Source organism: Kitasatospora sp. NPDC101447, assembly GCF_044767225.1.
Classification (GTDB): Bacteria; Actinomycetota; Actinomycetes; order Streptomycetales; family Streptomycetaceae; genus Kitasatospora.
Map to the genome: position 1 here is coordinate 403,631 of NZ_JBIWNL010000001.1, position 23,747 is coordinate 427,377.

The window sequence follows — 23,747 nt, forward strand, 5'->3', positions numbered from 1 at the left end:
GTCCGTCCGCACCGGGGACGCTCCGCCCGGCCCTGCGCATCACACGGCCCTGCGCACCACGCGCGACAGCGCCACGGCTCCACGGTGCCACCCGGCCCGGTGCCGCCCGGACTCCCCGTCCGGCGGCACCGGGCCGGGTCGTTCCCGCGGCCGTCGGGGTACTGGCGGTGATCCGTTCCGGGGGCCATGATGACGCGTGCCGTCGCCCGCGGCCCGGCCCGGATCCACACCCTCGGAAGGTGCCATGCTGAACCTGTCGGTCCTGTTGGAGGATTCCGCCCGTAACCACCCGGACCGCGACGCGCTGGTCCTCGGCTCGACCAGGCTCACCTACGCCGAGGTCGACGCCGCCGCGAACCGGGTCGCCAACCTGCTGGTGGAGCGGGGGATCCGGCCCGGCGACCGGGTGGCGCTGAGCTGTCCCAACCTGCCGCAGTTCCCGATCGTCTACTACGGCATCCTCAAGGCCGGCGGGGTCGTCGTCCCGCTCAACATCCTGCTGAAGGCGCGCGAGGTGGCCTACCATCTGCGCGATGCCGCGGTGAAGGCGTACTTCTGCTTCGAGGGGACACCGGGCCTGGCCATCGGCGAGGAGGGCCGGAAGGCCTTCGACGAGGTGAAGAGCTGCGAGGACTTCTTCGTGATCACCGCCGATCCGGCCGCGCCGTCGCCGGTCGAGGGCGCGCAGACGCTGGGCGCGGCCCTCGCGGGCACCTCCCCGGTCTTCGACGCGGTGGCCACCGAGGCGACCGACACCGCGGTCATCCTCTACACCTCGGGCACCACCGGGCAGCCCAAGGGCGCCGAACTCTCCCACGTCAACACGGTGATGAACGTCCTGGCCTGCAACCGGACGTTCCGGAGCACGCCCGCCACGGACAGCCACGTGCTGTGCCTGCCGCTGTTCCACACCTTCGGCTCCACCGTCCAGATGCACACCGGCTTCTCGACGGCCGCGACCCTCCACCTCGTGCCGCGCTTCGACGCGGAGGAGGTCGTGCGGCTGATGGACACCGAGGAGATCACCTTCTTCGCCGGCGTCCCGACCATGTGGTGGGCCCTGCTGGGAGCCCTCACCGACACCGTCGACGTGGACCGGATCGCCCGCAACCTGCGGATCGGTGTCTCCGGCGGTGCCGCGCTGCCGGTGGAACTCCTCGGCCGGATCGAGGAGCGGCTCCACGTCCGGATCCTGGAGGGCTACGGCCTCTCCGAGACCTCACCGGTGGTGACCTTCTCCGACCCCGCGCGCGATCCGCGCCCCGGCTCCATCGGCATGCCGATCTGGGGCGTCGAGATCAAACTCATCGACGCGGACTGGGCGGAGGTCACCGGGGCCGGTGCCGTCGGCGAGATCGTGGTCAAGGGCCACGGCGTGATGAAGGGCTACTTCAACCGGCCCGAGGCCACCGCCGAGGCGATCAGGGACGGCTGGTTCCGCACCGGCGACCTGGCCCGCAGGGACGAGGACGGCTTCTACTACATCGTCGACCGGGCCAAGGACATGATCATCCGGGGTGGCTTCAACGTGTACCCCCGCGAGGTCGAGGAGGTGCTGATGACGCACCCCGCGATCAGCCTGGCCGCGGTCGTCGGCGTGCCGCACGAGAGCCACGGCGAGGAGGTCAAGGCCTTCGTCATCCTCGGGCCCGGTGCCGCGGCCACCCCGGACGAACTGGTCGCCTGGGGCCGGGAACAGATGGCCGGCCACAAGTACCCGCGCATCGTGGAGATCGTCGACAGCCTGCCGATGACCGCCACCGGCAAGATCCTCAAGCGCGAACTCTCCTGAGGAGCCGACGGGCGACCGGTCAGGAAGGCCGACGGGCACGTGCGGTCGGGCGCCGCGCCTATGCGGGGAAGCTGTCGATGAACGCCTCCCGGCCGCCGGCCAGGTCGAGGGGCGCCAGCTCCGCGTCGTAGTCGATCCACCACACCACCGGTACCGCGGGCGCCAGTTCGTGCAGTGCCGTGTAGATGACGGTGAGCGGCGCGGAGTGCGGCTCCCGGTCCTCGAAGGAGAAGGCGCCGTGCCGCAGGTTGTACGCCAGCTCCGCCCAGCGGCCGGGCTCGACCTCGGCGTGGATCTCCAGGAAGTTCTCGAAGGCGCCGCTCACCGTGGCGTCCGGCCAGTGGCGGCGAACGCACTCCTTCAGCTGCTCGCCGGTGAAGGTCCACGGCCCGGTCTGTTCCTGGTCGGCGCTGACGTAGAAGGTGGCTCCCACGGGGTGTTCTCGCTTCTCTCGGTGGTGCGGATCGGTCTCGTGTCGACTGTCACGGTACGACGCGGACGTTCCCGGTGACGCCCTTGGCGGTCATCAGGGCCTGGAAGTAGGAGCTGGCCTTGGCGTCGTTGGTGATGAGCTCCAGGTGGTTGACCTTGTTGCGGGGGTCGTTCAGCGCCGAGGCGTACTTGTCCAGCTTCTTCGCCTCGCCGTCCATCGTGTTCTCGTACGCGAACTCGAAGACGCCGTCGGCGTTGTTCAGCCGGAACGGGGACTTGCAGCTCTTCTGCTGGCCGATGTACTTGGCGTCGATCGCGGCGCCGTCCTCGGGGCGGACGCCGTCGGCGTCCATGCCCAGCTCGCGGCCGGACTCCGGGTCGGTCACCGAGGTGTACAGCCGGTACTCGGTCGATCCGGCGACCCGGACCTGGTAGGCCCGGCGCGCGTCGATCTTGGGGTCGCCCTTGGCGGAGGGGCCCAGCGCCGGGAAGGTCCGGCCGTCCTGCTCCATCTGCGTCATCCAGGCCCGGACGGCGGCCTGGTCCTGCGGCGACAGCGCCGGGAAGGGGCTGTTCGGATCGCGGGGAAGCGGCGGCATCCCGGGGGTGACGGTGAACGGCGGCGGCTTGGGTGCGGGGGCCGCTGCGGCGTCGGTCGCCCCGGCCAGGACGACGGCGGTGGTCGCCACGGCGGTCAGCCCGGCGCCGACGGGGATCAGGCTCGCCGCCGCCGCGTCGACCACGGCCGCCGCCTCGGCGAGGACCGCGACTTCCGCGCTGCCCTCGACTGCCGCGGTCATGGCCACCGCCGCGGCGCCGGCCTCGGCGGCGATCGCGGCCTCGCCGCCGGCGGCCGCCACGTCGGACCCGCCGAGGGTGACGACGGTAAGCAGGATGCCCGCCCCGGCGACGATGCCGGCGGTGATCGCGAGGTCCTCCAGCGTGTCGCGCAGGTCCTCGACCTGCTTGGCGTACGCCTCGCAGGCCTGGCCGAGCTTGAACGCGGCGTTGGTGAGGCTGTTGAGCAGCGGGCCCTCGGTGGCGCAGCCGTCGTGCACCTTCGCCCAGTTCTGCGCGAAGGAGGTGACGGCGCCGGAGGTGCTGGAGGCGGTGACGCGCAGGACCCGCTTGTCGCCCTCGGCGCCGAGCCTGGAGACGAGTTCCGCGAAGCCCTTCCAGTCGCTCGCGGCCTGCCGGAGCCTGCCCGGATCGCCCTGCGGCCAGAACTTCTTGAGGAGGTCGTGGACGGCGCCGCTGTCGTTGTGCCCGGCCGCGGAGCGGAGCTTGGCCTTGGCGACCTCCTCGTCGCACTCCGGGGCGCTCGACGCGGGGAGCTTCTGCGGGGCCATCATCGAGGCCGCGATGTCGGCGTCGGTCCTGAGGTAGTTGATCGCCATCGTGTACAGGCCGTTGGAGGTCTGGCCGAGCTGGCCGACCACCTGGGCCATCGCGTCGACGAGCTTCTGCGCGGCCGGATCGTAGGCGGCGGCGAACGAGCTGCCGGCCTCGTCGTCGCCCGCCATGCCCGCCGTGGCGTCCATGGCGAACACCAGGCTCCGGTAGATCTGGGCCGCGGAGTTCTGCAGATCGGTGAACCCGGCGGACGACAGCAGCATGTCGGCCGGTTTGACGTGAAAGTCCGTCATGGCGTTCTCCCCCGATATTTCCTGACATTCACGGTAGCAAGCAATGCCGACAGTGGCTGCCCCCGGCGCGGAGGCGGAGACGAACACTGAAGCGGGCGGAGGCGGAAGCAGGAGGAATCGGGAGGGGAGGCGGAGGCGGAAACGGGAGCGCCGCCCGGCTCGGCCGACCCGAGGGCCGGGCGAGCCGGGCGGCGCGCCGCACCGGAGCGGCGGGGCTGCGGCAGCGGTCAGCGCAGTCCGGCGAACAGGTCGTTCTCGGGCACGTCCGCGCCGGTGGTGTCACGGACCCGGACGAAGGTCTCCACGCCCCACAGGTCGTTGAAGCGCTCCTTGCCCATCCGCAGGAAGAAGATGTTCTCGCCCTGGCTGGCGTGCGCGGCCAGGGCGTCGAACTTCTGGTCGGCGAACTCGGTGGTGTCCACCCAGGTGGTGATCTCCTCGTCGGGGAGGCCGATCTCCGGCATCTCGCCGGCCTCGGACTGCTCCGGCTCCTCGAAGTCCGCGCCGAACTCGCGCATGACCTCCCCGAACCGCCGCACCATCGAGTGCGGTGCGGTCGTCCAGTAGACCTTGGGCGTCAGGTCGGTGAGTTCCAGCGCCGCCATCGTGATGCGGTGCGCCTGGATGTGGTCCGGGTGCCCGTAGAACCCGTTCTCGTCGTAGGTGACGACCACGTCGGGCTGGTACCGGCGCATCAGTTCGGCGAGCCGGGCGGCGCCCTCCTCGACCGGGGTCTGCCAGAAGGAGCCGGGCGCGTCATTGGTCGGCCAGCCCATCATCCCGGAGTCGGCGAACTCCAGCAGCTCCAGGTGGCTGACCTTCAGGACCTCGCAGCTCGCCTCCAGTTCCTCACGGCGCATCGCGGCGACGGCCGCCGGGTCGTGCCCCGGGTCGCCCGGCTTGACGCCCCCGGGCCCGTCACCGCAACCGCCGTCGGTACACGTGACGAGGACGGTGCGGACGCCCTCCGCCGCGTACCGCGCGAGGACACCCCCCGTCCCGCTGGCCTCGTCGTCGGGGTGGGCGTGCACCGCCATCAGCGTCAACGGCCGGTCAATCATGAAAACCATCCTCGGGTCTGAAAGTGCTCGGTTCGAGTCTGCGGTACGGCGGCAGGCAGCCGCCCCGCATTATCGGTGCCACCGGTGACAACCCAAGGGAACGCTTGGGGTGTTCCCATGAATCCCGAGGATTGACCAGGGGGCCGGGCGGATTCGATCATCACTGCAGGGCCTGGCGGCAACCGGCTCGACCCCGCGGCGATCCGGAGGCGATCCGGACGCACGGCGGGGGCGCGCGGTGCCGACCCACGACGTGCCGAGAGGAAACCACCGTGTCCGTTCCGTCCGAGAAGAACCGCACCACCCCCGCCGAGCAGACCGACGCCGTCCCCCGCCGGACGGTGGCGGTGCTCGGCCCCGGGGGAGTCGGCGGCCTGCTGGCCGCCGTGCTGTCCCGCGCCGGCCACCGCGTGATCTGCCTGGCGGGTGAGCCGACCGCACGCGTCCTGCGCCGGGACGGCATCCACGTCCGCAGCCCCCAGTTCGGGGAGTTCACCGCACGGGTCGAGGCGCGCACCGAACTGCACGAACCCGTCGACCTCTGCCTGGTGACGGTCAAGCAGACCGCCCTGACCGCGGCGGTGGAGCGGATCGCCCCCGAAGCGGTCGCCGACGGCGTGGTCGTGCCGCTGCTCAACGGGGTCGAGCACGCGGCCGAGCTGCGCCGGCGGTTCGGCGAGGAACGGGTCGTCCCCGGCGTGGTGCGGGTCGAGTCGACCAGGGTCGCCCCCGGCGCCGTCGAGCACGGCAGTCCGTTCACCGAGATCGACCTGGCCGGCCCGCCCGAGCGGCTCGCGGACCTCGCCGGGATGCTCCGGGCCGCCGGCGTCCGCACCCGGGTGATCGAGGACGAGCCGACCGTGCTCTGGGGCAAGCTCGCCTTCCTGGCGCCGTTCGCGCTGCTCACCACCCGCCACGGGCTGCCGATCGGCCGGGTCCGTACCGAGCACCGGGCCGAGCTGACGGCCCTGGTCGCCGAGGCCGCCGCCGTCGGCCGGTTCTGCGGCGCCGCCGTCGACCCGGACCGCACCCTGGCGCTGTACGACGCCTTCCCGGCGGAGGCGAAGTCCTCGATGCAGCGGGACGCGGAGGCGGGCCGCGCGCTGGAGCTGGACGCGATCGGCGGTGCGCTGCTGCGCGCCGCGGACCGGCAGGGTGTCCCCGTGCCGCTCGCCGCCCGGCTGGTGGCGGAGCTGACGGCGGGGGCCGCGACGCGTTCCTGAGGGCACGGGCCGGCCGCGGCGGGAGCTGCTGCGGCCGGCCGCCGGTGCCCCGGTCCGGCGGTGAATCGGCCCGTCGGCCCGGCGCTCAGTCAGCCCGTCAGCCCGTCGGTCAGTCGGCCTGGTCCGGCGGGAAGGGTACCGGGTAGGCCTCGGCGAAGTCCGCCGAGCGCGAGACCTCGCGCCACTTGGTGTCGTCCGCGAGCAGTTCGCGGTCCATGGCGATGGAGCCCTCGGCCGCGTTGACGCCGAGGGGCAGGTGGTGGGGGATGTCGCGCCGCTTGGCCATCCGGACCAGGATCTCGGCGGCGCGGACGGGGTCGCCGGCCGTGCTCGCTCCGTCGCCGCCCTGCCGCAGCCGCCGGTGGACGGCACCGACCGTCTCGTCGTAGGCCTCCGGGATGTCGTGGACGAGCATCGAGGAGCCGGCCCAGTCGGTGCGGAAGCCGCTGGGTTCGACGACCAGCACCTTCACGCCGAACGGCGCGGTCTCGGCCCGCAGGACGCGGCTGAACCCGTCGATGGCGAACTTCGCCGCCTGGTAGGAGGCGATGCCGGGCGAGCCGCCGACCCTCCCGCCCATGGACGAGAACTGGATGACCAGGCCGCCCTTCTGCTCGCGCAGCAGCGGGAGGGCGGCCTTGGTGACGTTGTAGACGCCCCAGAAGTTCGTCTCGAACTGGGCGCGGAAGTCGGCGTCCTCGGTGGTCTCGATCGGCGAGACGTTGGCGTAGCCGGCGTTGTTCACCAGCACGTCGATCCGGCCGAAGTGCGCGTGCGCCTCGGCGAGGGCCGCGCGGGCGGCCTCCGGGTCGGTGACGTCGAGCCCGACCGGGAGCACCCGGTCACCGAACTCCTCGACGAGGTCGCTGAGTTGATCGGGGCGGCGGGCGGTCGCGGCCACCCTGTCGCCGGCTTCGAGGGCGGCGCGGACGAGGGTGCGGCCGAAGCCGCGGGAGCTGCCGGTGATGAACCACGTCTGGTCCGCGGTCTGTTCCACGATCTGTTCCATGCCATTAGTAAAACACCGTTGCGGTAATAGCGCAACGGTGTTGCGGTAATACGGCAACGGCGTTGCTCTACGATGGCCGGGTGGAAGCAGCAGCATCGGAGTTCCGGCGGGCGCGCTCGCCCGAGGCCAAGCGGCAGCGCGAGGCCTCGATCCTGGAGGCGGCCCGGGCACTCGGCCGCGAGCGCGGCATCAGGGACGTCTCCCTGACCGACATCGCCGCCGCGGTGGGGATGCACAAGTCGGCGCTGCTGCGGTACTTCGAGACGCGCGAGGAGATCTTCCTGCGGCTGACCGCGGAGGGCTGGCAGGAGTGGTCGGACGCGCTGTCCGCCCTGCTGCGGGAGGCCGAGGACCCGGGGCCGGCGGCCGTGGCCCGGGCGTTCGCCGGCACCCTCGCGACTCGCGGGCTGTTCTGCGACCTGCTCGCGCACGCCCCGCTCAACCTCGAACGCCACGTCTCGCTCGACGCGGTGCGCGACTTCAAGCTCGCCACCCGCGCGGCCCGCGCGCCGATCGCCGCGGCCGTCCGGGCGCAGGTGCCCGCCCTGAGCGACCAGGACGTGGTCGACCTGGTCGCCACCGCCGTCTCACTCGCCGGGGCGATGTGGCAGATCGCGAACCCGGGCGCGGAGGTCGCGGCCCTCTACCGCAGCGACCCGCGCCTCGCCCACGCCGTCATCGAGGTCGAACCTCGGCTGGCCCGCATCCTGACCGCGACGATCGTCGGGCTGGCCGCCGAGGCCGCTTCCGCACGGGACTGACCGCCCGGGCGCGCCGTCGACGGGAGCGGACCACCGCTGGTCAGGACGGAACCTCTCGCGGATCCCGAGTGCCCGGCCGGACGGCCTGTGGAGCCGGCCCCGACGATCGCTGGAGCCCGCTCGCCAGGGCTCCGGCGATGCGATTCCCTGATGGCGGGCCGGAGACCGCCGGTGGGAGACACACCGCGGTTCCGACTCCGTACCACCGCACTTCCAGCAGGCCGGGCCTGCCGTGAACAGCCTTCCAGGACTTTCCAGGACAGCGGATCAAGGGAGAACGCGCGTGAAGATCAGCCGGAAGCTCGTCGTCAGCGCCGTCGCCGGCGGCATCCTCGCCGGGACCGTCGCGCTCGCCGCGCCGGCCAGCGCCGAGGTCAAGCCCATCGACTGCGCTGCCTCGCAGTACCGCGGGGTGACCGTCTACTCCGGTGGCCCGAACAACTACCACGCGGTGCGCTGCTTCGGTTTCACGGGCAGCGGCTCCCAGACGCTCAGCGTCTGGATGACCGGCACCTCCGCCGTGGGCTCGGGTGTGAACACCGGTTACACCAACTACTACACCAGCGGCGGCCGTGACACCGGCGCGCGCTTCAACCCGTGGAGCATCACGCCCTACATCGACATGAACTCGACCACGTACTCGGTCAACATCTGGTCCTAGTCTCCACCGCGGCGGGCGCCGGGCACGGTCCCGGCGCCCGCCGCCGCTCCCAGGGACGGTTCGTCATGAACGCAGTGCGCGGTACGACCCGACGCGCGGCCGGGCTGCTCGCCCTGGCGGTGTCGGTCGCGGTGTCGGCGGCGGCCGTCGCGGGTTGCGGGCCGGCCTCCGGCGGCGGCGCCGCGGCGGTGCCCGCCATCGGCCCCGTCGCGACCATCACGACGGTGGAGCAGATCGTCCGGCCCATCGACACCTACCTGGTGACCCCGCAGCAGGTCACCACCCTGCAGGCCGCCGCGAACGCCCTGAACGCGCGGTGCATGCGGGAGTTCGGACTGCCGCCGGTGGCCTCCGACCTCATCGGGTTCGACGAGCAGGCCCTGCGGTACGACCGCACGCACGCCCCGCTGTACGGCTTCTTCGACCCGGAGCGGGCCGCCGTGAGCGGGTACGACCGGGTTCCCGAGCAGTCCGCGCCGGCCGCGCCCGTACCCGCGGCCGCCCCGCCCTCGCCGGAGACGATGACGGTGGAGCACGGGGTGGACCCGACCGGGAAGGCGGTGCCCGCGTACGCCGGCAAGGCCGTTCCGGCCGGCGGCTGCAAGGGCGAGAGCACCCGCGGCGCGGGTGGCGCCCTCCCGCTGCCCGACCCGCAGGCCCTGCCGGACCACGGCCCCGGGGTCCCCACCGACGATCCGCGCGTCCGCGCCGCCTTCGCCGCGTGGAGCTCCTGCATGGCGACCAAGGGCTACCGCTACCCGACGCCGCAGGACGTCCTCGCCGACACCTCCCTGCTGCCGGGGACGGCCGAGGTGAACGGCGTGGTGTCCGTCCGGCACTCGGCGCGGGAGCTCCGGCAGGCCTCCGACGACGTGGCGTGCAAGCTGTCGACCAACCTGGTCGGCATCTCGCTGGCCGTGCAGTCCGCCTACGACACCCGGTACATCGAGAGCCACGGCCCGGCGCTGGCGGAGTACCGGCAGCGGATCGAGGACCGGGTCCGCGCGGCGGAGCGGATCCTCGGCGAGCAGGGCGAGGGCTGAGCCCGCCGGCTCAGCGGCCGGTGAGCAGTCCGGCCACCAGGGAGCGCAGCCCGTCCTCGTAGGTGTCCTCGGCGGTCAGTCGCTCCCAGTGCTCGCCGACCTCCGCGAGCCGGGGCAGCGCGACCGGGTCGAGTCCGGCGAAGACCTGTTCGCGGTAGGTCGGGCGGTCGTCCGCGGCGCGGCGGCGGGCCGCCGCCGCCCGGACCACGATCTCGCCGGCGGTGTAGTACCAGATCGCCCGGTAGCCCTGCACGGCCCGTTCGGGCGGGAGCCCGCAGTCGACCAGGCCGTCGACGATCTGCTCGACGAACCACAGGGCGTGGGTGGACATCAGGTCGTCGGCCGTCAGCACCTCCACGATCCAGGGGCAGGCGGCGAGCGCCCGGTGGATGGCGGCCGCCGCGGTGACGACCCGCTCGCGCGGCTCGGCCGGCAGCCCGGTGGGCGTCAGGGTGCGGGCGGCGTGGTCGTCCAGCAGCAGGACGAGCAACTCCTCCTTGTCGCGGACGTGGTGGTAGAGGGCCATCGGCGTGCTGCCGACCTCGGCGGCCAGGCGACGCATCGTCAGCTTCCCGACGCCCTCCTCGGTCACGATCCGGCGGGCCGCGCCGACGACCTCCTCGCGGGAGATGCGGGGAGGGCGGCCGGTGGCCTTGCGCGGTGCGGCGGGCTGCTGCGTCATGCCCCCATCATCCCCCGGCGCTCGACAGCGGAGATCGTCCGGGGTAGTTTCCTTACATGTACAAAAACTCGTTACGCCCCGGCCTGGTGCTGGCGGCGGTGACCGTCGCGCAGTTCGTCTTCGCGCTGGACATGTCGGTGGTCAACGTCGCCCTGCCCGCGATCCGCACCGCCCTGGGATTCGCACCACTCGACCTCTCCTGGGTCGTGCACGTCTACGCACTCACCTTCGGCGGCCTCCTGCTGCTCGGCGGCCGCGCCTGCGACCTCTACGGCCGGCGGCGCCTGCTCGTCACCGGCCTGGCCGTCTTCGGACTCTGCTCCCTCGCGGGCGGGCTGGCCCAGGAGCCCTGGCAACTGGTCGCCGCCCGCGCCGGCCAGGGCATCGGCGCCGCGGCCGCCGCCCCGGCCGCGCTCGCGATGCTCACCACCACGTTCACCGAGGGCCCCCGCCGGGTCCGCGCGCTCGGCGTGTGGAGCGCGGCCAACGCGGCGGGCGGCGCCCTCGGCGTCCTCGCGGGCGGACTGCTCACCGAGTACGCGAGCTGGCGCTGGGTCATGCTGGTCAACCTGCCCGTCGTGGCGGTGGCCCTCGCGCTGCTCCCCGCGGCCGGGCCCGCCGGCGTACGGCCTTCCGGCGAACGGCCCGTCGGCGTACGGTCCTCCGGCGAACGGCCCGTCGGCGTACGGCCCGTCGGCGAACGGCCCGCCCGGCGGGAGCGGCCGGACGTGCCCGGCGCCGTCCTCGCGACCGGGGGAGTGGGGCTGCTGGTGTTCGGCGTCGTCCGGACCGAGGCCCGGGGGTGGACCGCCCCGGCCACCCTGGCCACGCTGGCCGCCGCGGCCGTACTGCTGGCCGCCTTCGTCGTCACCGAAACCCGGGCGCCCGCACCGCTGTTGCGCCTCGGCCTGCTGCGCAGCCGCTGGGTCGCCGGGGCGAACCTGCTGGTGTTCCTGGCCGCCGCAGGGCAGTTCACCGCCTTCTACTTCGTCTCCCTCTACCTGCAGCAGGTGCTGGGCCTGGGCGCGGCGGCCACCGGTGCCGCGTTCCTTCCCTTCTCGGCGGGGCTGGTCGCGGGCACCGTCGTCGCCACCCGGGTCACGGCGGCCCGCGGCCCGCGCGCCGCGCTCGTACCCGGCGCCCTCCTGGCCGCCGCGGGCCTGGCCTGGTTCGCCGGCATCAGCCCTGACGGCGGGTTCCTCACCGACGTCCTCGGCCCGTCCCTCGTGACCAGCATCGGCACCGGGCTGGTGCTCGCGCCGGTCGCCGCCGCCGCGACCACCGGCATCGCCGCACACGAAGCCGGCCGGGCCTCCGGGCTGCTCAACAGCTCGCGCCAACTCGGCGGCTGCGTCGGGCTGGCCGCCCTCGCCACCGTCGCCGCCCACCGCACCGGAACCTCCACCGACCCCGGCGCGCTCAACGACGGCTACGCCCTGGGGCTGGCCGTCTGCGCCGCCCTCTTCGTCCTCGCGGCGGTCGTGGCGACCGTCGTGCTGCCCCGCCGCCGGCCGGACACCCCCGGCCCCCGACCCGCCACCCCGGCGGAGAAGCAACCGGAAGGAACCCCCGCATGACGATGACCCCGACCACCGCGGTCGACCTCTTCGCCTCGGCCCTGCACATCCACCCCGACGGGACCGTCCGGGCCACCGGACGCCGGATGACCGGCGGCGACCCCGGCGCCTGGCAGGTCGCCACCTTCCACGTGGAGACCGACGCCGACGTCCACGCCGACCACTGGGAGATGCACCCCGCGGCCGAGGAAGCGGTCTGCTGCCTGACCGGCGGAGTCCGCGTACACTTCCGCCCCGTCGCGCCCGGGGGCGCCGAGGAGACGGTACGGCTGACGGCCGGCCGCGCGGTCATCGTCCCGCGGGGGCGCTGGCACCGCCTGGAGCTCGACGCCCCCAGCGACCTGATGTCGATCACCCTGCGCACCGGCACCCGCCTCGAACGGCGCAGCGACACCCGCCTCGAACGGCGCACCGGCTCCCACTGAACCGGAGGCCGCCGGCCACGCGGCAGCGGCGCCCCGGAACGCCGCGAAGCCCGTGGTACCGCGGTACTACGGGCGCGCCGATGATCGGCCCCCGGTACCACGGTCCGGGCCGTCCCCGCCCCCTAGCGTGGAAGACCAGGGCGGCCGGGACGGCCCGGCCCCGGAGCACAGGGATGACCGATGATCGAGGCGCACCAGCTGACCAAGCGGTACGGCGAGAAGACGGCCGTCGACCGGCTGGACTTCACGGTCCGGCCCGGTACGGTGACGGGCTTCCTCGGGCCCAACGGGGCGGGCAAGTCCACCACCATGCGGATGATCGTCGGACTCGACGCCCCCACCGGCGGGACGGTCCGCGTCAACGGCCGCCGCTACGCCGAGCACGCGGCGCCGCTGCAGGAGGTCGGCGCGCTGCTGGAGGCCAAGTCGATCCACCCCGGACGCTCCGCCTTCAACCACCTGATGGCCCAGGCCCACACCCACGGCATCCCGCGCCGCCGGGTCGAGGAGGTCATCGAGATGACCGGGCTGCAGTCGGTGGCCCGCAAGCGCGCCGGGGCGTTCTCGCTCGGCATGGGCCAGCGGCTCGGCATCGCCTCGGCCCTGCTCGGCGACCCGGCCACCGTGATGCTGGACGAGCCCGTCAACGGCCTCGACCCCGAGGGCGTCCTGTGGATCCGCAACCTCCTCACCGGGCTCGCCGCCGAGGGACGCACCGTCTTCGTGTCCTCGCACCTGATGAGCGAGATGGCCCTCGTCGCCGACCACCTGATCGTCGTCGGCCGCGGCCGGCTGCTGGCCGACACCACCGTGCAGGACCTGGTCCGCGAGGCCGGCGGCGACGTGGTCAAGGTCGCCAGCGCCGACCCGGCCGGGCTGCGCACCGCGCTCGCCGGACCGGGAGTGGAGATCACCGGCCGGGCCGGTTCGGAGGAGCTCCTCGTCAGTGGCCGCACGGCCCGCGAGATCGGCCTCGCCGCCGCCGAGCAGGGCATCGCCCTGTTCGAGCTCACCCCCCGGACGGTCTCCCTGGAGGAGGCGTTCATGGAGCTGACCCGCGACGCCGTCGAGTACCACGGCACCACCACCACCACTGCCGCCGGCACCACCGGCACCGAGACCACCAGGAGTGTGGCATGAGTACCGTCGCACCCAGCGCCACGTCCGCTCCGACGGACCTGCCCGCCGCCCGTCCCGCGTACAAGGTCACGGCGCTGCGCGTGCTGCGCTCCGAGTGGGCCAAGCTGTGGTCGCTGCGCTCCACCTGGATCACCCTCGGCCTCGCCCTGCTGTTCCTGGTCGCGTTCGGCCTGATCGCCGCGTCCCAGTTCAAGTCGCGGATCAGCGACGGCCGCCCGATGGACCGGGACTTCGCCGCCGCGAGCACGCTCAGCCTGTCGCTGTTCGGCACCAACTTCTCCCAGCTGGCACTCGGCGTCCTCGGCGTGCTGGTCGCCGCCGGCGAGTACTCGACCGGCATGATCCGCTCCACGCTCGCCGCCGTGCCGCGCCGCCTGCCGGTGCTGTGGTCCAAGGCCACCGTGTACGGCGTGATCGCGCTGCTGCTCGGCACCGCCGGCGCGTTCACCGCCTTCCTCGTCGACAGCCGGATCCTCGCGAGCACCCGCGCCGCGATGACCATCTCCGACGCCGGGGTCGTGCGCGGCCTGTTCGGGGCCGCGCTCTACCTCGCGCTGGTCGGCGTGATCGGCGTCGCGCTCGGCGCCCTGCTGCGCTCGGTGGCCGGCGGCATCGCGGTCCTGGTGGCCTCCCTGATGCTGATCCCCGGCCTCACGGCGCTGCTGCCCAGCTCCTGGCAGGACCACATCAGCCCCTACCTGCCCAGCCACGCGGGCCAGGCGATGTTCGCCCTCCAGCACGACGCCACCACGCTCTCGCCGACGGCCGGGCTGGTCGTCTTCCTGGGCTGGACGGTCCTCGCCCTGGCGGGAGCCGCCGTACGCCTGGTGCGCACCGACGCCTGACCCACCCGTCAGGCCCGCGGCACCCGCGGCACCCGCGGCACCCGCGGCACCCGCGGGCCTGAGAGACTCGGAGGGCGGCGTCGGCACGGACCGGCGCCGCCCTTCACGATCCCGTCCGCGAAACCGTCCACGATCCCGGGCCGGATCCCTTCCGCGATCGTCCCCGCGATCGCCGAGCGCTTGCAGAACCACGGAGGTGCCCCCGGTGAGCGACCACGTCACCTCCACGGACCCGTCCGGCGGAGCCGAGATCCTCTCCGGCCCGGTGTTCGCCCGCCTGGCCCGGATCGGCCAACGGGTGCGCCAGGCCGACCGCGACCACCCGTGGGTGCTCGACGCCGCCGTGGTCGTCGCCGTCTTCGTCGTCTTCTGCCTGCCCGACCTGTTCCCCTGGCACGGCGACGACGGCCCGCGCGAGCACCGGATCGTCCTCGCCCGGCCGCCGCTGGCCGCGATGCTCGCGCTGCAGGCGGGCCTGGTCGTGCCGCTGCTGTGGCGCCGCCGCCGGCCCACGGAGGCCTTCGTCGCGATCATGGCGGTGTTCGTCCTGCAGTGGTCGCTGGGCGTCGGCCTGCGCGCCGACGCCGCCCTGCTGGTCGCGCTCTACAGCCTGGCCCTGCACGGCCGGCTGCGGCACCTGGCCTGGTCCTGCGGCGCCATGGTCGGCGCCATCGCCCTGGTCGCGGTGGCCGTCTCCGGCGGCGGGCTGCCCGTCGGCGACGCCCTGTTCTTCCTGTTCAGCGCCGCGACGGCGGCCGTCGCCCTCGGCATCGCGGTCCGCATCCGGCGCGCCCAGCTCGCCGGACTGCGCGAACGCGCGGCCCGCCTGGAGATCGAACGCGACCAGCGCAGCCGGCTCGCCGCCGCCACCGAGCGCGCCCGGGTGGCCCGCGAGATGCACGACATCATCGGCCACAACCTGTCCGTCATCGTCACCCTCGCCGACGGCGGCGCCTACGCGGCCCAGGCCTCCCCCGAACGCGGCCGGGAGGCCCTGGAGCTGATCGGCGACACCAGCCGCCAGGCCCTCGGCGAACTGCGCCGGATGCTCGGCGTCCTGCGGGAGCAGGGCGAGGAGACCGCCGAGTTCACCCCGCAGCCCGGCATCGCCGACCTCGACGGGCTGTGCGCCCGCATCCGTGCCGCCGGCCCGCAGGTGGTCTACACGGCGGCCGGCGACCTCGGCCACCTCGACCCGGGCATGCAGCTGATGGCCTACCGCATCGTCCAGGAGTCGCTCACCAACGCCCTCAAGCACGCCGGCCCCGACACCCGGGCCCACGTCACCCTGACCGCCGTCACCGACGGCCTGCGGGTCCGCGTCCAGGACAGCGGCCCGCCCCCCGGCGTGCGCACCCCCGCCCACCCCGGCGGCGAGGGCCACGGCCTCGCCGGCATCCGCGAACGCGCGGCGCTGTACGGCGGCAGCGTCACGGCCGGACCGGGCCCCGGTGCAGGATGGACCGTGGAGGCCGTACTCGACCTCACCCCCGACCCGACAGGCGGCCCGACGTGACCACCGTCCTCATCGTGGACGACCAGCCACTCCAGCGCTACGGCTTCCGCATGCTGCTGGAGAGCCAACCCGACACCGAGGTGGTCGGCGAGGCCGCCCACGGCGCCGAGGCCGTCCGGCTGACCGCCGACCTGCGGCCCGACGTCGTGCTGATGGACATCCGGATGCCCGGCATGGACGGCATCGACGCCACCCGCCGGATCGTCGCCACCGGCGGCCGCTCCCGCATCCTCGTGCTGACCACCTTCGACCTCGACGAGTACGCCCACGCCGCCCTGCGCGCCGGAGCCAGCGGCTTCCTGCTCAAGGACGCCCGCCCCGAGGAGCTGCTCTCCGGGATCCGCTCCGTCGCCGAGGGCGACGCCGTCGTCGCACCCGCCATCACCCGTCGACTGCTCGACACCTACGCCCACCACCTGCCGGTCCGCCCGCCCGGCGCGGCGCCCGTCGCAGACCCGCAGCTGGAGGCCCTGACCGAGCGCGAACGGGAGATCCTCGTCGCCATCGCCCACGGCTGGACCAACGGCGAGATCGCCGCACGTCTCGTCCTCGCGGAGTCGACCGTCAAGACGCACGTCAGCCGGGTCCTGGCGAAGATCGGCGCCCGGGACCGCGTGCAGGCGGTGATCTTCGCGTACGACCGCGGGCTGACGCGGCCGCAGCCGCCGGTCTGAGCCGCGGCGGGCGCCACCGGCGGTCGGGCGTCCGGCGAGCGGTCCGGGGGTGCGCGCCGCGAGGGCGGCCCGAGCGGGTCAGGCTGCGCCGCCGGTGTCCGGCGGTGGGGCGGTGGGCTGGAGCGGGTGCAGGACCACGGCGCCGATCGCGAGCCATCCGGCGGCGAGGAGCCAGCTGCCGAGGACGTCCAGGGGCCAGTGCACCCCGAGGTAGATCCGGCTGACGCCGACCACCAGGGTGAACACGGCGGCCCACCCGGCGGCGGTCCGGGCCGCCGCCGGGTGGGCCCGGGCGACGGCCAGGGCGAGCAGGCCGGAGCTGACGGCGGAGGTGAAGGAGTGGCCGGACGGGAAGGAGAATCCGGACGCGTCCGTCGCCCACTCCGCCTGGGGCGGCCGGGGTCGTCCGCAGGCGTGCATCACGCCCAGCCGTAGGAGTTGGCCCGCGATCAGCCACAGCACCGGCGCCGCCAGCTGGAGGACGGCTCGGCGGACGGGCCGCGGCGCGGGCGTGGCGCGGACGCTGACGGCCCCGGCGGCCAGGGCGAGGAGGTAGGGCACCACGGCGCTGCCGAGCCGGGTGAGCGCGACGGCCGAGCTCCGGGCGACCGCCGGGCGGTGGTCGGCGGCCCAGTCGGCGGCCGCCCGCTCGAAGGGGAACGGCGCCCAGGCGCGGGTGGCCAGCAGCACGGCGAGGGCGGTGAACAGCGCGGCGGCGACGCCCGCGACGAGGAGCCACCGTCGCCTGGCGCGGGCCTCCGGCGCGGTGGGCCGGGGCGGGTGCGCGGTCCTCGGCGGTCGGTTCATCGGGCACGACGCCTTTCCTCGGGGCCGGGAGCCTGCCGCTGCCGCCGTCCGGGCGGACGGCGGCACCGTCCCCATGCTCGCGGCGACCACCGTCCGGCTGGGCGCTGCCACGCCCGGTCGGCTGCGTCCGCCCGTCGGCGTCGGGCGGCCGGTACGGCCGGACTGCGGGCCGACCGCTCAGCCGGTCACCGGGATCCCCGCGTGTCGCAGGGCGGAGCGGGCCGCGTGGATGCCGCACAGGCCGTGGACGCCGGCGCCGGGTGGGGTGGCGGCGGAGCAGAGGTGGACGCCGGGGATGCCGGTGGCGTACGGGTCGAGGGCGGCGCGCGGGCGCAGGACGGTCTGGCGGGCGGTGTTGGCGCCCGTGCTGATGTCGCCGCCGACGAGGTTGGGGTTGTGGCGGGGCAGGTGGCGGGTCGGCAGGGTGGTGGTCGCCAGCACGCGCTCGCGGAACCCGGGCGCGAAGCGTTCGATCTGGGCGAGGACCGCCCAGGAGGCGTCCCCGTCGTAGCCGTGCGGCACGTGGGCGTAGGCGTACACGGGGTGGACGTCGCCGCGGGAGCGGCCGGGGTCGGCGAGGTACTGCTGGGCGACCAGGACGAAGGGGCGTGCGGGCAGCCGGCCGCGGGCGGTCTGCCGTTCGGCGTGGGCGACCTCCTCCAGGGTGCCCCCGAGGTGCACGGTGCCGGCCCGGCGGCAGTCCGGGTGGCGCCACGGGACGCCGCCCTGGACGGCGAAGTCCATGCGGAACGCCGCGGGCCCGTACCGCCAGCGCCGGTAGGCGCGCCGTACCCGTGGGGGCAGCCGGTCGCCGCAGAGGTCGGCGGCCGCGCCGGGCGCGACGTCCAGCAGGGCGATCCGGCAGGGCGGCAGGTCGGCCAGTGCGCGGACCGGGTGCCCGGTCTCGATGCGTCCGCCGAGTTCGGTGAGCCGTGCCGCGAGGGCCGCGGTGATCCGGCCGGAGCCGCCCCGGGCGACCGGCCAGCCGCGGTGGTGCGCGGCGGCGAGGAGGAGCAGGCCGACGGCGGAGGTGAGGGGCCGGTCGAGCGGGCGGAAGGCGTGTGCGGCGGCGCCGGCGAACAGGGCCCGGGCCCGGGCGGTGCGCCAGGTGCGGGCGAGCAGCGTGGCGGGCAGGGCGGCCCGTCGGCCGAAGTCGGCGAGCAGCAGGGGGTGCCGGGGGAACCGCAGCAGGGGGCGCAGGACGTCCTCGGCCAGGGCGTCGAAGTGCTCGCCGGGCCGGGCGAACACCCGCAGCCAGGCGTCGGCGTCGGCCCCGAGGGCGCGGGCGGTGTCGCGGACCGATCGCACGGCCGCGGCCGCCTCCCCGCCGTCGAGCGGGTGCGCCAGGTCGACCTCGGGCCAGGCCCACTCCAGTCCGTGCCGGGCGAGGTCGGGGGAGCGCAGCAGCGGGGAGGCCACGCCGAACGGGTGCACCGCCGAGCAGTGGTCGTGCAGCAGGCCGGGCAGGGTGCTCTCGCCGCTGCGGGCGCCGCCGCCGATCTCCTCGGCGGCCTCCAGCACGGTGACCGTGAGGCCGTGCTCGGCGAGCGTGACGGCGCCGGCCAGGCCGTTGGGCCCGGAGCCGACGACGACGGCATCGGTCATGTGCTGCCTCCCGGTGAACCTTCTCCCGGGACCCATGATGATCCCCGGTGTCCGTCTCCGCCGAGCCGCGCCGAGCCGTGCCCGCGCCGTGTTCGAGCTGAGCCGTCGTCACTTCCGGTGGGGCACCGTCGTGTACGGGCCGGCACCGGGCCGGCACCGGGCCGGAACCGACGCTCGACGCAGGACACGTTGTGTCCTATGGTGAACATCGTGTCCTCGCCGAGGCGCGCCCGGCGGTCCGGCCGGCGCGGGTCGCCGCCGTGCGCTGCCCGCTGCCGTGCGCTGCCCGCTCCGCTGCGCCTCCGTCCCGCCCCGCAGGGCCGAACACCCCTGGGAAGTGAAGGAGAACCACGGCATGGCCGACACGTTCGAAGCGGACAAGTCCGAGCTGGTGGACCTCGCCCACCGCCGGATGCAGGCCGCGATCCCCGACAGCGGCTGGACGGTGCGCCAGAAGCTCGCGCTGACCTGCCGCATCCTGTTCGACGCCGGGCACGACTCCGGCCTGGCCGGGCAGATCACCGCCCGGGCCGAACGCCCGGGCACCTACTACACGCAGCGCCTGGGACTCGGCTTCGACGAGATCACCGAGTCCAACCTGCTGCTGGTGGACGAGGACCTCGACGTCCTGGAGGGCGACGGGATGGCCAACCCGGCCAACCGGTTCCACAGTTGGGTCTACCGCGCCCGACCGGACGTCAACTGCATCATCCACACCCACCCGCTCCACATCTCCGCGCTGTCCATGCTCGAAACCCCGCTGGTCGTCTCGCACATGGACACCTGCCCGCTGTACGACGACTGCGCGTTCCTGGAGAAGTGGCCCGGCATCCCGGTCGGCAACGAGGAGGGCGAGATCATCGCGGCCGCGCTCGGCGACAAGCGCGCGCTGCTGCTGGCCCACCACGGCCAGCTGGTCGCCACCGGGACCGTCGAGGAGGCCTGCACCCTGGCCCTGCTCTTCGAACGGGCCGCGAAGCTCCAGCTGCTGGCGAGCGCCGCGGGGAGGATCCAGGAAATCCCCGAGCTGCTGGCGCAGGAGGCGCACGACTGGATCTCCACCCCCAAGCGCGGCCAGGCGAACTTCGCCTACTACGCCCGCCGCGCACTGCGCGCCGGGCACGGCGACGCCGTGGACCACCTGCCCGCTGCCGCCCCCACCCGGAAGGACTCCTGAGATGGCCGCGACCGTCCTCGACGGGATCATCGCCTACCCGGTGACCCCGTTCTCCCGCACCGACGGCAGCCCGGACCTCACCCGGCTCGCCGAGCTGATCGAGCGGCTGGTCGCCTCCGGCTGCCACGCGATCGCCCCGCTGGGGTCCACCGGCGAGAGCGCCTACCTCGACGACCGGGAGTGGTTCGACGTCACCGAGGCGTCGGTCGCCGCCGTCGCGGGCCGGGTGCCGACCGTGGTCGGCATCGCCGACCTCACCACCCGCAGCGCCGTCCGCCGGGCCCGGTACGCCGAGCAGGTCGGCGCCGACGTGGTGATGGTGCTGCCGCTGTCCTACTGGAGGCTGGACGAGCGGGAGGTCACCCGGCACTACGAGGAGATCGCCGGCGCGATCGGCATCCCGCTGATGGTCTACAACAACCCGGCCACCGCCGGGGTGGACCTCCCGCCGGAACTCCTGCACCGGCTGGTCGACCGGGTGGAGAACATCACCATGGTCAAGGAGAGCAGCGGCGACATCCAGCGGATGCACCGGCTCGCCCAACTGTCCGACGGAGCCCTGCCGTTCTACAACGGCTCCAACCCGCTGGCGCTGGAGGCCTTCGCGGCCGGCGCGGCCGGCTGGTGCACGGCGGCGCCCTGTCTGATCCCGGAGCTCACCCTGGCCCTGTACCGGGCGGTCCGCGCCGGAGCGCTGGACACCGCCCGGCAGGTCTTCTACCGGCAGCTGCCGGTGCTGCAGTTCCTGACCGGCGGCGGCCTGCCGACCACGGTCAAGGCGGGCCTGGCGCTGCGCGGCCTGGACGTCGGCGAGCCGCGGCGGCCGCTGCTGCCGCTGGCCGAGGAGCGGGCGGAGCGGCTGGCCGCGCTGCTGGCCGAGGCGGGCACCGTCCCGCCGGCCTGAGCCCGCGCGCCGGGCGTCACCGCCGTCCGTCGGACCCGTCGTGCGTCAGGGCAGCGTGGGGACCCGGTCCGAGGGGCCGGCCGGGTCGTCGTGGATGACCACGAGGATCTCGGCCGGCTCCGCCCCGGTGCTCCGACAGCGGTGCGGCAGCGCAGAGTTGAAGTAGACGCTGTCCCCGGGGCCGAGCCGTACGGTCCGCTCGGGGAACTCCAGCTCCGCGGTGCCCGCGTGGACGAACAGGAACTCCTCGCCCGCGTGGGACTTGTACGCCGAGCCGGTCGCGTCGGTCGGCGGGTACATCACGAACGGCACCATCTGCTTGCCGCTGAGGCCGGTCGCGATGCCCTCGTAGTGCGGGGTGCCCGGGCCGGTCCCGCCGGCGATCGGGGTGCGTTCGCCGGCGCGCACGACGGTCACCAGCTCGGGCTCCACCTCGTCCGAGAACAGCCGGCCGACGTCGACGCCCAGGGCGTGCGCCAGTTTGAGCGCGGTGGAGATGGACGGGTCGCTGAGACCCCGTTCGACCTTGGAGAGGTAGCTCTTGGTGACGCCGACCTGCTCGGCGAGCGCCTCCAGACTGAGCCGGTTCTGCTTCCGCAGCACCCGCAGTCTGCTGCTCATGCGCCACCTCTCACCCGCGGAATCGTCCGGTCCATCATCCCATCGCGGACGCACGGGCCGTCGGGGTGGTCCCGGTGCTCAGGCCTCGCGGGACGCGGCCACGGCGGTGGCGGTCAGGAGCAGCCAGGCGAGCCCGGGGATCACCAGGGTGACGATGAGCGGCCACTGGGCCAGGCAGAGGATCAGGGCCCCGATGTAGGTGGGGATGAAGATCGAGACGGCGGCGACCACCGGGGTCCCCCGATAGCTGTCGCGTGGCCAGGCCAGGCCGTACGCGGTCAGGGCCGTCCCGGCGCTCACCAGGAGGGCCACCTTGAGGGTGGACAGCCAGGGGATGTCGGGGGTCGAGGCGCGGTGTCCGTGCCAGGAGACCTCGACCGGCCGGCCGTTCCAGACCTTCACGTCCACGTCGGTTCCGATCTTCGCCTCCCGGTAGAAGGCCTCGCCGACGCTGAAGGTGCGGCCGGGTGCGGTCTCGCGCGCCACGGTCAGGTCGTAGGTGGTGGAGTCGCTGCTGTTGTCGACCTTCCGTGCCGTCACCTTGCCGGTCTCGTGGCGTACGCAGGGGGCGCCGGGCGCGGCGGCGGCCGTGCCGCAGTCCGGGGCGGCGCGGTAGGCGTCCACCGAGCGGTAGGCGTCCACGAACCAGCTGAAGGCGAGGAGGACGGTGGCCAGGCCCGCCGCCACGAGCAGCGCCCGGGCCAGGCCCCGGACGATCACCCAGTGGAGCCGGGGCCGGCCGGGCGGCCTCGCGTCCTCGATCCGTGCGTTCATCGAACCCCCTCGATCCCGTCCCGGGCACCTCCCCGATGCCCAGCAGTGATGATTCCAGGGAGGCTCCCGGCGGGAGAAGTCAATTCGAATCTCTTGTAACGCAGTTGTGGAACTTCTGTCGACGGGGCCGGTCCGCTCAGGGGATCGCGGCGGCCGTGGCGACCAGCGCGACCCAGCCGAGGAGGGGGATGCCCAGGGTGACGGCGAGCGGCAACGCCATCTGCAGGAGCGGGGAGCCGCCGACGAAGGCGAGGAAGCCGATGCCGAGGCCGGAGCCCGCGCCACCCCCACGATCGCGTCCCGGGCACCTCCCCGGGCGCCCAGCGGGATGATTCCAGGGCGGCCGGTCGGCGGGGAGCAACTCGGCTCCCTTGTGACGCAGTTGTGGAAGTCGCGGTGACGGGATCCGCCGGACGGGCGGCGCGTTCGGGTCGGTACATTGCCGCCATGACGACCTCCGAACCGCTGAGCCCGGTGTCCCGCACCGCCCTGTCCGTCGCCCGGGTCCGGGCCTACGAGAGCTCCCGCCCCGACCCGCTGTTCGTCGACCCGTACGCCGCCGCGTTCGTCACGGCGGCCGACGCGCCGATGTCCGCCTCCGGGCGGGGCAGCGACCTCGCCAAGGCCCTGGTCGCGCACGGCATCCTGCGCACCCGCTTCTACGACGACCGCCTGCTCGCCGCCGGGGCCGACCAGGTGGTGCTGCTCGCGGCCGGGCTCGACACCCGCGCGTACCGGCTGGACTGGCCCGCCGGAACCCGGGTGTTCGAGCTCGACCTGGCCCCGGTGCTGGCCTTCAAGGAGCGGGTCCTCGACGGGCTCGGCGCCGTGCCGAGCAGTGGGCGCACCACCCTGCCCGCCGACCTGCTCGACGGCGACTGGCCCGCCCGGCTGGTCGGGGCCGGGTTCGACCCGGCGCGCCGCTCGGCCTGGCTGGCGGAGGGACTGCTGGTCTACTTCACGCCCGAGGAGGCGGCCGGGCTGTTCACGGCGGTCGCCGGCCTGGCCGCCCCCGGCAGCCGGCTGCTGCTGGAGAAGGGCCAGGACGTGAAGGCGACGCCGCACGACCCGGCGCTCGCCCACATCACCGGGCTGTGGCGCGGCGGCCTCGGCCCCGACACCCACGGCTGGCTCGACCGGCACGGCTGGACCACCGCCCTCACCGCCCTGGACGGCCTCGGCGAGACGTACGGCCGCCCGCTGTCGCGGCCCACCACCAGGGGATTCATCGAGGCCGTACGGCGTGCGGACGGCTGAGCCCGCCGCCACGGGGCAGCCCGGCCGCCGGGCCCCCGCCCCGCTGTCGAGCCGCCCCCGGCCGGTCGGCCGTCATGTCCATGCGCTGGTCGATCACCCAGTCCGGGCGCCCGCG

The 23,747-nt window shown here is 74.2% G+C and carries 24 protein-coding genes; 14 read left to right on the forward strand and 10 right to left on the reverse strand.

Annotation, left to right across the window (positions count from 1 at the left end; translation table 11 throughout):
• Positions 1-244: 244 nt before the first annotated feature.
• Positions 245-1,792 carry a long-chain fatty acid--CoA ligase gene (locus ACIRST_RS01725; protein ID WP_402799068.1) on the forward strand — a complete coding sequence of 516 codons (1,548 nt, stop codon included), beginning with the start codon at positions 245-247 and terminating at the stop codon, positions 1,790-1,792.
• Positions 1,793-1,850: 58 nt separating this feature from the next.
• On the opposite strand, the gene ACIRST_RS01730 is transcribed toward ACIRST_RS01725, so the two are convergent.
• From ACIRST_RS01730 to ACIRST_RS01740, 3 genes are all read right to left on the reverse strand, one after another.
• Positions 1,851-2,225, reverse strand: coding sequence for a hypothetical protein (locus ACIRST_RS01730; protein ID WP_350522810.1), 375 nt, complete (start codon positions 2,223-2,225; stop codon positions 1,851-1,853).
• A gap of 49 nt (positions 2,226-2,274) precedes the next feature.
• Positions 2,275-3,870, reverse strand: coding sequence for a restriction endonuclease fold toxin-2 domain-containing protein (locus ACIRST_RS01735; protein ID WP_402799069.1), 1,596 nt, complete (start codon positions 3,868-3,870; stop codon positions 2,275-2,277).
• A 227-nt stretch (positions 3,871-4,097) separates the two neighbouring features.
• Entirely contained in the window at positions 4,098-4,931 is an 834-nt protein-coding gene (locus ACIRST_RS01740) for a PIG-L family deacetylase (RefSeq protein ID WP_350522808.1), read from the reverse strand.
• Positions 4,932-5,203: 272 nt separating this feature from the next.
• Here ACIRST_RS01740 and ACIRST_RS01745 point away from each other — a divergent pair, with 272 nt between their 5' ends.
• Complete coding sequence (locus tag ACIRST_RS01745) at positions 5,204-6,154, forward strand: ketopantoate reductase family protein (protein ID WP_402799073.1); 951 nt, start codon at positions 5,204-5,206, stop codon at positions 6,152-6,154.
• A 109-nt stretch (positions 6,155-6,263) separates the two neighbouring features.
• On the opposite strand, the gene ACIRST_RS01750 is transcribed toward ACIRST_RS01745, so the two are convergent.
• The gene (locus ACIRST_RS01750; RefSeq protein WP_402799075.1) at positions 6,264-7,163 is read right to left on the reverse strand and encodes an SDR family NAD(P)-dependent oxidoreductase; all 900 of its coding nucleotides are present in this window, start codon (positions 7,161-7,163) and stop codon (positions 6,264-6,266) included.
• 80 nt (positions 7,164-7,243) lie between these two features.
• On the opposite strand from ACIRST_RS01750, the gene ACIRST_RS01755 reads away from it, so the two are divergent.
• The 3 genes from ACIRST_RS01755 to ACIRST_RS01765 all read left to right on the forward strand — a co-directional run bounded on the left by ACIRST_RS01755 (position 7,244) and on the right by ACIRST_RS01765 (position 9,628).
• Positions 7,244-7,924, forward strand: a complete 681-nt coding sequence (locus ACIRST_RS01755; protein ID WP_402799077.1) for a TetR/AcrR family transcriptional regulator — start codon at positions 7,244-7,246, stop codon at positions 7,922-7,924.
• 283 nt (positions 7,925-8,207) lie between these two features.
• Positions 8,208-8,585, forward strand: coding sequence for a hypothetical protein (locus tag ACIRST_RS01760; protein ID WP_350522805.1), 378 nt, complete (start codon positions 8,208-8,210; stop codon positions 8,583-8,585).
• A 65-nt stretch (positions 8,586-8,650) separates the two neighbouring features.
• The gene (locus tag ACIRST_RS01765; RefSeq protein WP_402799079.1) at positions 8,651-9,628 is read left to right on the forward strand and encodes a hypothetical protein; all 978 of its coding nucleotides are present in this window, start codon (positions 8,651-8,653) and stop codon (positions 9,626-9,628) included.
• 10 nt (positions 9,629-9,638) lie between these two features.
• On the opposite strand, the gene ACIRST_RS01770 is transcribed toward ACIRST_RS01765, so the two are convergent.
• Positions 9,639-10,310 (reverse strand): TetR/AcrR family transcriptional regulator, encoded by a 672-nt coding sequence (locus ACIRST_RS01770; RefSeq protein ID WP_402799081.1) that lies wholly within the window; start codon positions 10,308-10,310, stop codon positions 9,639-9,641.
• A 56-nt stretch (positions 10,311-10,366) separates the two neighbouring features.
• On the opposite strand from ACIRST_RS01770, the gene ACIRST_RS01775 reads away from it, so the two are divergent.
• The 6 genes from ACIRST_RS01775 (at position 10,367) to ACIRST_RS01800 (ending at position 16,487) form a co-directional block, all read left to right on the forward strand.
• The gene (locus ACIRST_RS01775; RefSeq protein WP_402799084.1) at positions 10,367-11,887 is read left to right on the forward strand and encodes an MFS transporter; all 1,521 of its coding nucleotides are present in this window, start codon (positions 10,367-10,369) and stop codon (positions 11,885-11,887) included.
• Complete coding sequence (locus ACIRST_RS01780) at positions 11,884-12,312, forward strand: cupin (protein ID WP_402799086.1); 429 nt, start codon at positions 11,884-11,886, stop codon at positions 12,310-12,312. The genes ACIRST_RS01775 and ACIRST_RS01780 overlap by 4 nt, the downstream gene beginning before the upstream one ends.
• A 180-nt stretch (positions 12,313-12,492) precedes the next feature.
• Positions 12,493-13,452: an ATP-binding cassette domain-containing protein gene (locus tag ACIRST_RS01785; protein WP_350522800.1), complete on the forward strand. Its 960-nt coding sequence runs from the start codon at positions 12,493-12,495 to the stop codon at positions 13,450-13,452.
• Positions 13,449-14,297: an ABC transporter permease gene (locus ACIRST_RS01790; RefSeq protein ID WP_402799090.1), complete on the forward strand. Its 849-nt coding sequence runs from the start codon at positions 13,449-13,451 to the stop codon at positions 14,295-14,297. Before ACIRST_RS01785 ends, ACIRST_RS01790 begins: the two co-directional genes overlap by 4 nt.
• Positions 14,298-14,502: 205 nt before the next feature.
• On the forward strand, positions 14,503-15,813 hold the full coding sequence (locus ACIRST_RS01795) for a histidine kinase (protein ID WP_402799093.1): 1,311 nt from the start codon (positions 14,503-14,505) through the stop codon (positions 15,811-15,813).
• Positions 15,810-16,487 carry a response regulator gene (locus ACIRST_RS01800; RefSeq protein ID WP_402799096.1) on the forward strand — a complete coding sequence of 226 codons (678 nt, stop codon included), beginning with the start codon at positions 15,810-15,812 and terminating at the stop codon, positions 16,485-16,487. Before ACIRST_RS01795 ends, ACIRST_RS01800 begins: the two co-directional genes overlap by 4 nt.
• 78 nt (positions 16,488-16,565) lie before the next feature.
• Here the strand turns inward: ACIRST_RS01800 and ACIRST_RS01805 are convergent, their stop codons facing one another.
• Positions 16,566-17,294 (reverse strand): phosphatase PAP2 family protein, encoded by a 729-nt coding sequence (locus tag ACIRST_RS01805; protein WP_402799098.1) that lies wholly within the window; start codon positions 17,292-17,294, stop codon positions 16,566-16,568.
• Between the two features lie 177 nt (positions 17,295-17,471).
• Positions 17,472-18,899 carry a phytoene desaturase family protein gene (locus ACIRST_RS01810; protein WP_402799100.1) on the reverse strand — a complete coding sequence of 476 codons (1,428 nt, stop codon included), beginning with the start codon at positions 18,897-18,899 and terminating at the stop codon, positions 17,472-17,474.
• Positions 18,900-19,254: 355 nt separating this feature from the next.
• On the opposite strand from ACIRST_RS01810, the gene ACIRST_RS01815 reads away from it, so the two are divergent.
• Positions 19,255-20,076, forward strand: coding sequence for an aldolase (locus ACIRST_RS01815; protein ID WP_402799101.1), 822 nt, complete (start codon positions 19,255-19,257; stop codon positions 20,074-20,076).
• A 1-nt stretch (position 20,077) separates the two neighbouring features.
• Positions 20,078-20,980, forward strand: coding sequence for a dihydrodipicolinate synthase family protein (locus ACIRST_RS01820; RefSeq protein ID WP_402799103.1), 903 nt, complete (start codon positions 20,078-20,080; stop codon positions 20,978-20,980).
• A gap of 45 nt (positions 20,981-21,025) precedes the next feature.
• Here ACIRST_RS01820 and ACIRST_RS01825 read toward each other — a convergent pair whose 3' ends face one another.
• The 3 genes from ACIRST_RS01825 to ACIRST_RS01835 form a co-directional block, all read right to left on the reverse strand.
• Entirely contained in the window at positions 21,026-21,601 is a 576-nt protein-coding gene (locus tag ACIRST_RS01825) for an XRE family transcriptional regulator (protein WP_350522792.1), read from the reverse strand.
• A 78-nt stretch (positions 21,602-21,679) separates the two neighbouring features.
• Positions 21,680-22,375 carry a hypothetical protein gene (locus ACIRST_RS01830; RefSeq protein WP_402799107.1) on the reverse strand — a complete coding sequence of 232 codons (696 nt, stop codon included), beginning with the start codon at positions 22,373-22,375 and terminating at the stop codon, positions 21,680-21,682.
• 136 nt (positions 22,376-22,511) lie between these two features.
• On the reverse strand, positions 22,512-22,736 hold the full coding sequence (locus tag ACIRST_RS01835; RefSeq protein ID WP_402799109.1) for a hypothetical protein: 225 nt from the start codon (positions 22,734-22,736) through the stop codon (positions 22,512-22,514).
• An 86-nt stretch (positions 22,737-22,822) separates the two neighbouring features.
• Here ACIRST_RS01835 and ACIRST_RS01840 point away from each other — a divergent pair, with 86 nt between their 5' ends.
• Positions 22,823-23,632 carry an SAM-dependent methyltransferase gene (locus ACIRST_RS01840; protein WP_402799112.1) on the forward strand — a complete coding sequence of 270 codons (810 nt, stop codon included), beginning with the start codon at positions 22,823-22,825 and terminating at the stop codon, positions 23,630-23,632.
• Positions 23,633-23,747 lie beyond the last annotated feature (115 nt).

Bases quoted from the DNA above. Each gene is read 5' to 3' on its own strand.
- ACIRST_RS01830 (WP_402799107.1), bottom strand. From the start codon at position 22,375: ATGAACGCACGGATCGAGGACGCGAGGCCGCCCGGCCGGCCCCGGCTC.
- ACIRST_RS01740 (WP_350522808.1), bottom strand. From the start codon at position 4,931: ATGATTGACCGGCCGTTGACGCTGATGGCGGTGCACGCCCACCCCGAC.
- ACIRST_RS01790 (WP_402799090.1), top strand. From the start codon at position 13,449: ATGAGTACCGTCGCACCCAGCGCCACGTCCGCTCCGACGGACCTGCCC.
- ACIRST_RS01805 (WP_402799098.1), bottom strand. From the start codon at position 17,294: ATGAACCGACCGCCGAGGACCGCGCACCCGCCCCGGCCCACCGCGCCG.
- ACIRST_RS01735 (WP_402799069.1), bottom strand. From the start codon at position 3,870: ATGACGGACTTTCACGTCAAACCGGCCGACATGCTGCTGTCGTCCGCC.
- ACIRST_RS01765 (WP_402799079.1), top strand. From the start codon at position 8,651: ATGAACGCAGTGCGCGGTACGACCCGACGCGCGGCCGGGCTGCTCGCC.
- ACIRST_RS01785 (WP_350522800.1), top strand. From the start codon at position 12,493: ATGATCGAGGCGCACCAGCTGACCAAGCGGTACGGCGAGAAGACGGCC.
- ACIRST_RS01820 (WP_402799103.1), top strand. From the start codon at position 20,078: ATGGCCGCGACCGTCCTCGACGGGATCATCGCCTACCCGGTGACCCCG.
- ACIRST_RS01815 (WP_402799101.1), top strand. From the start codon at position 19,255: ATGGCCGACACGTTCGAAGCGGACAAGTCCGAGCTGGTGGACCTCGCC.
- ACIRST_RS01725 (WP_402799068.1), top strand. From the start codon at position 245: ATGCTGAACCTGTCGGTCCTGTTGGAGGATTCCGCCCGTAACCACCCG.
- ACIRST_RS01780 (WP_402799086.1), top strand. From the start codon at position 11,884: ATGACGATGACCCCGACCACCGCGGTCGACCTCTTCGCCTCGGCCCTG.
- ACIRST_RS01775 (WP_402799084.1), top strand. From the start codon at position 10,367: ATGTACAAAAACTCGTTACGCCCCGGCCTGGTGCTGGCGGCGGTGACC.
- ACIRST_RS01840 (WP_402799112.1), top strand. From the start codon at position 22,823: ATGACGACCTCCGAACCGCTGAGCCCGGTGTCCCGCACCGCCCTGTCC.
- ACIRST_RS01750 (WP_402799075.1), bottom strand. From the start codon at position 7,163: ATGGAACAGATCGTGGAACAGACCGCGGACCAGACGTGGTTCATCACC.
- ACIRST_RS01770 (WP_402799081.1), bottom strand. From the start codon at position 10,310: ATGACGCAGCAGCCCGCCGCACCGCGCAAGGCCACCGGCCGCCCTCCC.
- ACIRST_RS01825 (WP_350522792.1), bottom strand. From the start codon at position 21,601: ATGAGCAGCAGACTGCGGGTGCTGCGGAAGCAGAACCGGCTCAGTCTG.
- ACIRST_RS01810 (WP_402799100.1), bottom strand. From the start codon at position 18,899: ATGACCGATGCCGTCGTCGTCGGCTCCGGGCCCAACGGCCTGGCCGGC.